The organism is Lishizhenia sp. (genome assembly GCF_057456495.1).
The window spans coordinates 1-10,885 of sequence record NZ_JBVCPV010000103.1; the positions used below are offsets into that span (position 1 = coordinate 1).

General features: G+C 36.1%; 11 protein-coding genes. 3 read left to right on the forward strand and 8 right to left on the reverse strand.

The genetic code is table 11. The features are described 5' to 3' along the window. From AC22ZQ_RS08660 to AC22ZQ_RS08695, 8 genes are all read right to left on the reverse strand, one after another. Window positions 1-653, reverse strand: a 653-nt coding sequence (locus tag AC22ZQ_RS08660; protein WP_318958384.1) for a hypothetical protein, incomplete at its 3' end; no start/stop codon positions are given. A gap of 177 nt (window positions 654-830) precedes the next feature. Beyond that, window positions 831-1,718: a T9SS type A sorting domain-containing protein gene (locus AC22ZQ_RS08665; protein ID WP_318958385.1), complete on the reverse strand. Its 888-nt coding sequence runs from the start codon at window positions 1,716-1,718 to the stop codon at window positions 831-833. Between the two features lie 239 nt (window positions 1,719-1,957). Further along, entirely contained in the window at window positions 1,958-2,977 is a 1,020-nt protein-coding gene (locus AC22ZQ_RS08670) for a T9SS type A sorting domain-containing protein (RefSeq protein WP_318958386.1), read from the reverse strand. Window positions 2,978-3,169: 192 nt separating this feature from the next. Further along, a complete protein-coding gene (locus AC22ZQ_RS08675) occupies window positions 3,170-3,766 on the reverse strand; it encodes a CHAP domain-containing protein (protein ID WP_318958387.1) in 597 nt (198 codons plus the stop codon). A gap of 70 nt (window positions 3,767-3,836) precedes the next feature. Then, a complete protein-coding gene (locus AC22ZQ_RS08680) occupies window positions 3,837-6,467 on the reverse strand; it encodes a T9SS type A sorting domain-containing protein (protein ID WP_318958388.1) in 2,631 nt (876 codons plus the stop codon). 132 nt (window positions 6,468-6,599) lie between these two features. Then, entirely contained in the window at window positions 6,600-7,718 is a 1,119-nt protein-coding gene (locus AC22ZQ_RS08685) for a lipid II:glycine glycyltransferase FemX (RefSeq protein ID WP_318958389.1), read from the reverse strand. A gap of 212 nt (window positions 7,719-7,930) precedes the next feature. Beyond that, complete coding sequence (locus tag AC22ZQ_RS08690; RefSeq protein WP_318958390.1) at window positions 7,931-8,467, reverse strand: hypothetical protein; 537 nt, start codon at window positions 8,465-8,467, stop codon at window positions 7,931-7,933. Window positions 8,468-8,974: 507 nt separating this feature from the next. After that, window positions 8,975-9,430 carry a helix-turn-helix domain-containing protein gene (locus AC22ZQ_RS08695; RefSeq protein WP_318958391.1) on the reverse strand — a complete coding sequence of 152 codons (456 nt, stop codon included), beginning with the start codon at window positions 9,428-9,430 and terminating at the stop codon, window positions 8,975-8,977. Between the two features lie 593 nt (window positions 9,431-10,023). On the opposite strand from AC22ZQ_RS08695, the gene AC22ZQ_RS08700 reads away from it, so the two are divergent. The 3 genes from AC22ZQ_RS08700 to AC22ZQ_RS08710 form a co-directional block, all read left to right on the forward strand. Beyond that, on the forward strand, window positions 10,024-10,176 hold the full coding sequence (locus tag AC22ZQ_RS08700; protein ID WP_318958392.1) for a hypothetical protein: 153 nt from the start codon (window positions 10,024-10,026) through the stop codon (window positions 10,174-10,176). A gap of 8 nt (window positions 10,177-10,184) precedes the next feature. After that, complete coding sequence (locus AC22ZQ_RS08705; RefSeq protein WP_318958393.1) at window positions 10,185-10,505, forward strand: hypothetical protein; 321 nt, start codon at window positions 10,185-10,187, stop codon at window positions 10,503-10,505. 12 nt (window positions 10,506-10,517) lie between these two features. After that, a partial coding sequence (locus AC22ZQ_RS08710) for a hypothetical protein (RefSeq protein ID WP_318958394.1) occupies window positions 10,518-10,885 on the forward strand: 368 nt, incomplete at its 3' end.

A 10,885-nucleotide genomic window follows, 5' to 3' on the forward strand; every position in this document is an offset into this window, starting at 1 on the left:
AGCGTAACGGAATATTCTGTTATTTCTTCAGAATTACCTTGTGCCTGAACTTCTTCTAGCAATTCAAAATCTTGGCCATCGTAAAGGTGTTCCACCAAATAGGATTTAGAATCTCTTTCTACAGCAGTTGACCATTCAAAGGTAATATCTCCGGTTTCTGAGGAACGTATATCTGTAGTTAACAACTCGGTGTAGAGTGCAAATCCTGGCAAACAAACCTGATCATAGGTTGCGAACATTTTCCCAATAGCAGTAATAATGATATTGTTGCACAGTAGGGTGATTGGGGTATCGCTGGCACAGCTGGTAGAATTCGTGGTGAGTGTATCGGTTTGGGTAACCCCCGAACATGTATCTAAAGGCAAGGCAAAGTAACTTGTATTGGGAGCTAATGCTGCGTTACATTGTAACTCAGTATCAATGCTATGTATATTACCAGATTTATAATTCCCAGTGGATGAAATCGTGTATTGAATATCTACGGTAAAATCATATCCGTTGGTACATGGGTTTTGAGCTGGGTTTACCTGTAAAATGGTAAAATCAAAAAACAACATGTAGGTATGATTGCTGGCCTCCACCCAACACTGTGCACTCAAATTATAGGAGAATAAGAGCATGGGGAGGCTTAATGCGAGTATTAAGCGCTTCATAGTAATAGTTGTAAAAAAGGTTTAGAATATCAATTTACAACAATTCCCCTTGAAATAAAAAAATATTAGTTCAAAAACTTAAGCTACACAACTGTATACCAATACTTTACACTAAACTAAAACACCCGTTGAAATATGTAAAATATATACTCTCTTCGAATCTTATTATTCAATCAATCACATATAAATAAGGCGATAGCTATTTCCTTGGTCGTCTTTTAAAAAGTATAACCCTTTCTCTGTATTTTTTAGTTGAACCTTTATTTCATCACCTTTTTGAAACAAAATATATTTTTCATTTCCTATCAATTTCCCCGTACTATCATAGATATTGAAGGTGTTTAGTGCTAAATCTGTATTTGGTAGGGAAAAACCTCCATCCGCAGATGGATTTGGATAAGGGTGAATATTATTGGCAGATGACTTTTCATAACTCATTAATTTTAAAAAAGTAGTATCGCCGTTTAAATCAATTTCAGATAGCTTAAAATAATGTATTCCTACCCTAGCCTTGGTTAATGTACTCTGGTAATAGGTCTGTATTTCTGAATAACCTTGTGCTTGTACTTCCTCCATCATCTGCCAATCCTCTTCATCGTATAAATGCTCTACTAAATAACTTCTAGTTTCTGATTCAGTTGCGGTTACCCATTCTAAATTTAAGTCTTGGTTTTCATGGGTAATATCAACACTTAATAAACTTGTACTTAACGGTACGGAGGGGATACAATAAATATATTGAGAACTTACCTGTTTGGCGTTGATATGGAGATAGAAGCCATCACACAATAAATCATTTGGAGTATCTGAATTACAATTGGTTGAAAGGGTATTGAAAGAGCTCGTTAAAATTTGTCCACTTGCAGTATCTAAAGGAAGAACAAAAGCACCAGCTCCGGTAGCCCCATAACAATACAATTCAGCATCCATCGCTAAAATGTCTCCAGCTGTATAACCGCTAGTGGCAGTAATAACATAGTCTACGGCCACCTGAAAATCATAACCATTATTACAATTACTTTGAAGAGGAATAACTTGTACCGGGTTGAGGTAGACATTCAACATATAGCTTCCATTGTTAGAAACAATCGTACACTGAGACCATAAAGAAGAATAGAATCCACCAAGAATTGGGAGGATAAGTAACGGGTATTTAATGTTTAGCTGTTTTCTGCAAAACCCTGATATTCATCATGATTCTACAGGTATACTTAACAAAAATACCTGCAACAATTGGTGTTTTTAAAAACAGTTAATAAGCGTAGGTGTTCGATTAATATTTAAAGAAAATGGGACCTGCAATACTAAATTTTAACAAATTTCACGCTTCTTCCCGACGATAGTAAGATAAAGTATACGCCTTTTTGAAATTCAGAAAGCTCTAGTTGTATTGTAGAATCATTCGCCTTCAATTCAAGAGAATTAATATCTATTTGCTGTGCATTAGCAGTAGTAATTGAAACTACTTTATCTCCTTTTTCTATGCCTAGAATTTTCACCTTATCCGTAGCTGGGTTTGGAACAACCGTTAAGTTCCGTTCGGGTCTGTAGTTAATGTGTTTAAGGTCTAAAAAAGTGGTATCACCATTATTGTCCACTTCTCTTAACTTGTAATAATAAACTCCTTCTGTATAGATTTTATCATCAATAAAATAATGTGACTCCTGATCGGAACTACCACTCGCCTTTACCGTATCTACTAAAACCCAATTTTGATTCTCTCCCATGCGTTCAATTAAAAAATGACTAGCATTCTTTTCTGAAGCCGTTGTCCAGGAATAAGTTGCATACCCCGCGTCCACGGAAAGGTCTGAATACAGAAAACTCACATCAAGTGCGCTCGGTATTATCGGTGGACAATCTATTGTTTGATAAGGAATGTCATCACCATCTCCTCCTCCGTAATAACTAATATTTAACGTCGCTGTATTACAGTTTAAATTTTGTGGACTAGCATTTTGACAATTTTGATTGATATAATTTTGAGCGGTAGTCGTTGTACCTACTCCGCCTGTCGAGGGAACGTGAAAAAATAAATTCGTGTTACCACACGTTAGGTTTCCATTAAGATTGTCTAATCCATTTGAGGGAAAGTTTGTACCTGTATAGGTTACATTATACTCTATATCGACGTTATAATTATATCCATTTGGACAAGGAGCAGAGCTTAGAACATTTACATCTATAAGCGACAATGAAATTTCAACGGTGTAATCACCTTTGTTAGATCGGACGGAACATTGAGAAAAACTAAATTGTACATGGATGAAAATACCGATTAAAATAGATAACCCCTTAATTTGTAATTTATATCCTTTGACCATTTAACTATGCACGCATTTATTTTGAGTGCAAAAATAGTCCGTGAATTATTCACAAAAAAGAAGTTAAACCGTTAATAGATTAACAACATCATCTATAAGACAAACTACATTCAATCAACTATCAATACTTTCACAAGTACATAAACGGTACATTAACAATCAATTAAAGGTGATCTATTCAGAAAAAAGAGATTATTTCCTTCTTAAATACCCTAAAATGCCAACCGCTCCGATGGTGTATTTCTCATTTTCAAAATTCATAGGGTAAGTGCTTCTACTCTGCGTTCCCGTATTTTGTTGAACGATCTCAATTTCATCTTTACCAACATGTGCAACGATGGCTACATGACCGTAGGCATTAAAGATGGAAGCGTCGAAAACGATAAGGTCTCCTACCTTCGGAATATTGACTGAGGGATGGTTGAATTGGAGTAAATCTCTATCCGGATTGAGTTCTGCATCATCGATGTTTTTATTAAAGAAATCCTTAGCATGACCATAAGAGTTGGGCATTTTATGATTGTAACGTTCGTAGTAGAACCGCTTCACAAACTCCACACATTGGTATTTCAATCCTAAATTATATCCATCTTCCGTTGTATTTCTCCCAGAAACATTCCCCGTACTCCCGTTGTAATACACCACTACGTTCTCATAGATATCTAGTGTATCACCTACTTCATAATTCTTAAAGACCGATAAGGATTTCAGGGTGTCTTGATGATAAAATAGAGCAAATACACTTCCTGTAATGCAGGTTACAACGATGATTTTAAGTAAGGTTTTCATTCCTCTAAAAATACAAATTCAGTTGAACAATTTGTGACCTGACTTAAAAACATTTAGCATTTATTACAACTTATTTTTCAATTATCAACCGCTCCTCCCATCGCTTTGTAGGCGTACTTACCCTTAACACATATACACCCGGAGTTAACTCCGTTGCTAACTGAACTTTTGAAGAATTAGAAAACTCTTTTTGGTAAACAATACCTCCCTTGATATCAACTATTTCAAAATTTACACGCGAATAGGCTTGCGGTAATTCGCAGAAAATTACACCTTGGTTGGGATTCGGATAAATGCTAATTCTCGGTTTATCTACATCATCGACTCCTGAATAATCTCTGATATATTGTACACAAGCACTGGTATCTATACATCCTTCCAATTCTACTACTACAGTATACAGTCCACTTGTATCGGGAGCATAGTAATAATCTGTTTCTCCAGGAATGGGTGCCAGACCGTTGTTGCAATCGAGCCATTGATAGGTATAATCAAATGTATCTGCAGCTACAAAATCAATTATTCCTTCCATATAATTAAAAACTTGTTCTGCCTCTACCTCTATTCCCGTCCATTTAATACGACTCTCAACCACACTGTCGCAACCATAAATAGACTGTAAAGTATCTAGAAAGATTCCCTCTACATTGGAATAATTGATATTTCCAACTTGGTAAACTTCATCGTTACACAGAGCTACACTGTCTATTTGGTAATACTTTGGCCTCACTTGCAAATCGTACATTACGATACTATCATTTCCATTAACATCTGTGTATGTTTCTAAAGCCGAAGAAGAATCAGTATAGTACATCCCTCCTATCCATACACTATCTCCAAAACAAATGGGTAATTCTTCAAAATTAGGTTGATAACCTAAGCCCAAAGTGTATCGTTGATAGTTCAAATTACTATTTGTTGATAGCAGTTCTCCTGAATTGTTTCCATTACAAATTCCTGATACAGTGGCTGAATTATTTAACCAACTGTTTCCATCTAAGCCGAGCAAGTTAAGGTTAGAACAAGAACCTAATGCATGTTGACTAGCATCCTCCCAGTTTAACCCTACTTGAACTTCAATACTTCCATTTAAACAATTGATCTCCCAATAATCTAAACTACTCACCGCTGCGGTAGGTGTTGTAAAATTGGACAAATTTCCAGGGTTATTTCTATAATAATTTGCACTGTAATTTTGATTAGAGCTTGCTGGCAAAAGTCGTATTGGCGCATAAACTCCAGCACTGCCTAAAGGAAACGTGAAGTTTTGTGTATTCAATTTAATGACCTCACCTTTCACATAACTTAAATTATTGGCTCCAGTGTGCGTTGCCTGATCATTAAAAATGAGAGAAAGAGAGTCGCTCATATCCAACACACCTTCTATTAAGGATAGGTTTTCCATTACTTTTAGATGAACAAAGGGTGTTACTTTTCCTGAAGGTTTATCTAGGGTTAAGTAGTTTAATGCCAAGGTATCATCCGTTCCAGGATAAAATATATTTTGAACCACTTGGTCCCCATCTCCATTCAAGACCAATCCTTGACTGTTTAAACCTAAGCCATTGGTCATTTTAAGGTTTCCGCTTACGTAAATTGGGTTTTGCGTGTTTTGCTGCAGGGACGTATCCGATAGTATTCCTACATCGTTAAATTGAAAATGACCACTCCCGGAAACATATACCCCATTCAAAAATCTAAAATCATCACTTGAAATATCTATTACACCTTCACTCTCTATTTTACTTATATCATTGGATCCTATATCGTTATGAAAAAGCAACTCATTGTTATATACAAGGATACTATCCTCTGGATGGTCCAAATCAATTAAAATATTCGTCATAAAAGAAGAAGCATGTGTTTCTGCGATGTTCAAATTGAAAAAGACGTCGTTCGAGGCATTGTTAATAATGGCTTTATTAAAATCTCCATAACCTCTATAAAAATCAAGGTCTACAGTACCTGAATAGTTTCCACTCCCCTCCACTTTAAAGGTATCCTGAAAATATACAGATGCCCAAGTGCTAACTTCAGCTGTTTTGAAATACGGCGAGTAATTTCCCGAAGAAACTTCATAAATCGTATTCCCTGAATTATTAAAATTGGCACTCTCCACTGCAATACCAGAAGATTGTTGTGTATTTCCATTGGCTACTCTCGTAAAATCAACATTTACCACTCCATTCAGCACAGTCAACTGTGCGCCATTTAAAACAAGTAAAGTGTCTATCGTAGCATATCTGAGTTCAATCTCAGCTCCTTGATCAAGTATAAAATTACCCCCTGAAGTATATTGAACAGAGTTTAAACTCCCCGTTGCTTGATTTAAGAAATGGATGTTTCCTTGCACGTTTTGTATCGTAAGGTTATCTGAGTTCAAAATTACGGAAGACCCCACTCCTGAACATAGCAGGGAGCTGCCTATGCTTAGATCCTCATTAATGGTCAATACCGCTCCACCCAATACTTCAATAGAGTTTGGAACGAAAAGAGAAGTACTATCTATAAAAGGTGAAGCCCCAACTCCCGTGTAATTAATAGGGTCAATCTCTATATCTAGTCCATTCAGCGGCCATGCTGACCAATTTGAGGGGTTATTCCAAACAGAATCTACATTTCCGGTCCAATTTTGGGCAAATAATGTGTGCGTAGAGCCAAATAAAATAAAGATTGCTAAGCACGTAAATAGAGCTTTCATAAGGGGATGTTTAGGTTTCAGTTTCTCACTAACAAGAACTTATCTAAACAAACGGTTAAAAATTAAAAGTAGTTGGTATTCACTAAAAATAGTTTACCATTATTCTTTATCCCCCTAAAAACTATACTACAATTAATTATTATGAAAACTCTTGGCTTGGATTTCTTTGGCGCGGTATATCTTGTAAGCGCTTTCTTGTAAGGGATAATCCCAGCACCCCATGCGGTGAAAAAGTTCTGCTCCAAAACCGTGTTTAAACCTGAAAAGCCCTGACATAGGATGCGACGGATAAGGATGTGGAGAGGTCCCAAACATATCATACTCTATACAACCTGCTTGTTTGGCTCTTTGTATAGCTTCCCATTGTAATCTGTAGGGCGCCATTAAACCTCTGTGCTTAGCGGTTGAAGCTCCAAATAAATAGGTGGCTCTTTGCTTAGAAATAACAAAAATCATGGCGGCTAACATTTCCCCCTTGTAACTCGCCATTAATAATTGCACATCACTTTCTTCCTCTCTGCCCTCAGCCTCCAAAACAGTTCTAAAAAAATCCTTGTCTTGCAATTGCATTCCATTGCGTTGAGTAGTTTCTGTGTACAGAGCATACCATTCATCCAACATTTCTACACCGTATTGTTGAACCTCTACTCCTTTTCGTTTAGAAAGACGAATGTTATAGCGTGTTTTGGGTTTCATCTCTGCTAAAAACTCCTCCTCACTTTGTTGGAGATTAATGAAAAATGTGTTCGAAGGGAGGTTGTCGGTTCTGCTTTTCAACAGTTTACCATATGCTGTGTTCCAGTTGAGACGGTACTCTTGCGTTTTATTTTCGGGTGGACCTTTCCAGTATTGATTTTCATCGAAAAACTCATCCTCTTTACTCCACAAATTTTCCCAAGGCAAATCATAGCGCAAAAAGACGCAGTTATCCGGTAATTGATCTTTAATTTGCTCAGAAATCGTTTCTAAGAAATAACCATAATTTTCTTCTTCAGGAATGAGGTTTGGACCATAGGGTACGTAGGCAAAACATGCATCTGAACCAATGCTGTATAGATAAACAATCAAATCTTCTACATGTGTTTTGTTAGCATCGCCAGATACATACAACAGTTCATCACTTACTTTGATTTCAAAAGCCACAGGTTGTGCACCCTGTCTACTTTTAATTTCAGCCCAGATAGGATCTTGTGTTAAAATATTATTTGCCGCTACTTCTTTTATCGCTTTCGGTTCAACCGAACATTGCATACCCGTCTCCTTTTTGAATTTTGGCGGGCAAAAGTACTGTACTTAAGATAACTGAGCAACCATAGGCTATTGAGTTTCTTTATGAGTCTCCAAATATTTATAGACACAAGTAATAGAAACAAAAATTCCCTCTCTCCCGAGGGAAAGAAGGAATCTTCTCGTATCAACATAGCTTTACAAAGGAAGTAAAGCACTCCGTTATTTTTATGGTCTTACTTATGAATGCGCTCAACACTTGTAACATCATCCAATCCATGATAAAGAAAACTCACCAAGTGAAGCATTTGATCACGTCCCTTATTTTGTCCGAATTTAGAAGTAAAAAAGATGGATACTGTTAAAACAATACCAGCAGGTATCACCCATAGCCAACTCGCGTCATCGTATTGTTGATATTTTACCAAACTAAAAATACCTCCTATGGTTGAGAGGATAACGATAAAAGCATAACAGAACATGAAGAACAACCATACAGAAGGTTTGGGTCCCAATAAACAATGTACCAATATATCCTCCGAAAACTCTTCTTTTTCTATTCGTACTGAGAGTTCTGGCGACCAATAATGTTGTTCTGCAGTGGGTATTTTTAAAAAGATATAATGTCTAGATTTTGTCGTAACCACCGTAGGATCACCTTTGGCTTTATCCTCCAAATGTTGCAAGGCTTGATCGGGATCGAGGTCTATCTTTAATTCAAAACGCGGACGAATTTCGCCCAAAACAGAATGATCAAAACGATTAAAAGCCATAGTAGTTTTATAGTGTGCGGATTAAAAATAAGAGAAATCATAAAAGAGTGATTGCTATGAGATTAATTTAGAATGGGTCTAGAAGGGATATGTGTCGATTTTATATATACCGGACTTAGTTGAATGAGATTCGCTGTCTATCTTCTCAAGAGGTTTTCAGGATTACTGGCGTGATCCTCTTCGCATTGGTAGTACCCAAACATAAAAGTCCATTTCGATACTGCGTATCGCAATGACTTTTTTCATTTTCTGCCTTACAAGAATGCAATTCTTGACTTATTATGAAATTTCAGGATTACTGGAGTGATCCTCTTCGCATTGGTAGTACCCAAACATAAAAATCCATTCTGATACTGCGTATCATAATGACTTTTTTCATTTTCCGCCTTATGTGAATGCAATTCACAGCGGCGTAAAACGAAAAAAGTCCTTCACTATTCGTGAAGGACTTTCTTTTGTGACCCGTCAGGGTTTAAAATACTCTCTGTCTGTTAAGCTGTTAGCGCCCTATGCTCGTTGGGCACTCACACTATTCCACACACTTTCTTGTAAGAAAATGCCAGCTGGTGAAATAGCGTTATGAAAATTTGACTCAGCTTTTCCAGTAATCATGTGCTTTAGCATGTCTCGTAAGTATTTGACTTCCTGTTCCAAATGCTCATTCTTACTTTTTATCGCTTCAAATGCCTTTTCTGTCCAATTTGAATTTTTTGGACTCACGCTCTCACTCACAGTTTCCTGCTCTTTTGGGAACATTTCTCCTTTTCCTCGAAATAACCAATCTTCACTGCAATTCGTTCTCTCTATAATTTTTCTATATGTGCTTTTATGTGCTTTCGTTAAACCATTTTCAATTCTTGAAAGCCCTGCTGTACTCATTCCAACCAATTGACAGAAGTCTGCCTGAGATAAATTCAAATATTTTCTAAGCTCCGAAACCCTAGTATTTACTGTATCTTCCATGTATCATACATTTTAAATTAGTACTTTTCTTGTATTTTCAGTTTGATATATGACTTTTTCATATATCTTTGTGTTAAACAATTATCTGTTATACATCAATTCGCATATCAAATATATGTATTTCAGATTAAACTACAAGTATAATTTACAAAGTTTAACATGAGTGCTATTAATTATTTAACTACTTCAACTGCTGAAATCTTGAAGCGACGTTTTAAAAGGTTCAAGACTAAGCTCCAAAAAACTCACAAATTAAGTTTAAAAGATTTCGCTGAATATGTTGCAAAGAACGAGCCAAGTTTCAACTGTTATGAAGGATATGAATCAATTCGTAACGTATGGAATGGAAGAACCTCAAACCTTAGACTAACAGAATTACTAACCGAATACGAAAAACACCTATCCTAATGGAAAAGCTCTACTACATAGCAGGTTTCGTATTATTCCTTTTCACCCTGCTTACATCAATTCAAATCCAACATAAAAAAGAACAGGAAAAGCAAAAACAGTTGCGCGCAACAAACCTTCAACGTTGCTGTGAACTTGAAATTGATTGCGAATTCTGTCCTAACAACTGTTTTAAAGATTAAATCATGAATGACTTACTTCCTTTATCAATTCTCATTAATGCCATACTAGGAGCTTTTGTTGTAATACTTAGAACGGCTTCATTTGGAAGAGAAATACATGTAAAAGCACTAGAAAAAGAAATAAAGCTACTTAAAGAAAGACATCACATTAAATAATTGATCCAATGCCACACATTCCGTACAAATACAATTTGCATTCTTTATTAAGAAATCTATCTCAAGAAGATTATGAAATTGCCATGGAATTTCTGCCAGAAATTTGCCAAGTAACAAAAAGAACCTTTATAGACTGGATTTACAGAAAAGCGTTCGTAAGTAAGGATATTCCTAGCGAATCTGTACAGAAAATGTGCGTGTTTTTCGAAATTGAAACTCGTGACTTTTACAACTCGCCAGTGTGTAAAGATAAATTGAAAAACAAGTTCAAGAAATTTAAAGAAAAACACCTTGTTTCTCTTTCTACTGTAAGTCAAAAAACCACTTAAAAATCAAGCGACATGTTTAAAGTAAATGGCTCCACAAAAAGTGGGGGTAGGTATTATATGGCCTATGAATTTGAGAATTGGAACGATGAAATCGTTCATGGAAACATTGTAAAAGACTCTATTACTGATTTTTACAAATCCTACTTTGAAATTCTATACACCTACTCTTTGCAATGTGCAGATAAAATAAGAGTTACGGCAAAATACAAGCAAAAAGCCCTTCCTGAATGGATGTCTTCATTACTTAATCATGATCCAACACTCATGGCAAAAAGGATTAAGGAGAATTTGCATGAGCTCTACTTCAACGACTCCTACATACGTGAGAAAATCACATGCTTTTCATACGCTATCAACAAACAACGAGAGATACTCGAAAA

Bases quoted from the DNA above. Each gene is read 5' to 3' on its own strand.
- AC22ZQ_RS08680 (WP_318958388.1), bottom strand. From the start codon at position 6,467: ATGAAAGCTCTATTTACGTGCTTAGCAATCTTTATTTTATTTGGCTCT.
- AC22ZQ_RS08700 (WP_318958392.1), top strand. From the start codon at position 10,024: ATGAATGACTTACTTCCTTTATCAATTCTCATTAATGCCATACTAGGA.
- AC22ZQ_RS08685 (WP_318958389.1), bottom strand. From the start codon at position 7,718: ATGCAATGTTCGGTTGAACCGAAAGCGATAAAAGAAGTAGCGGCAAAT.
- AC22ZQ_RS08695 (WP_318958391.1), bottom strand. From the start codon at position 9,430: ATGGAAGATACAGTAAATACTAGGGTTTCGGAGCTTAGAAAATATTTG.
- AC22ZQ_RS08705 (WP_318958393.1), top strand. From the start codon at position 10,185: ATGCCACACATTCCGTACAAATACAATTTGCATTCTTTATTAAGAAAT.
- AC22ZQ_RS08665 (WP_318958385.1), bottom strand. From the start codon at position 1,718: ATGTTGAATGTCTACCTCAACCCGGTACAAGTTATTCCTCTTCAAAGT.
- AC22ZQ_RS08690 (WP_318958390.1), bottom strand. From the start codon at position 8,467: ATGGCTTTTAATCGTTTTGATCATTCTGTTTTGGGCGAAATTCGTCCG.
- AC22ZQ_RS08675 (WP_318958387.1), bottom strand. From the start codon at position 3,766: ATGAAAACCTTACTTAAAATCATCGTTGTAACCTGCATTACAGGAAGT.
- AC22ZQ_RS08670 (WP_318958386.1), bottom strand. From the start codon at position 2,977: ATGGTCAAAGGATATAAATTACAAATTAAGGGGTTATCTATTTTAATC.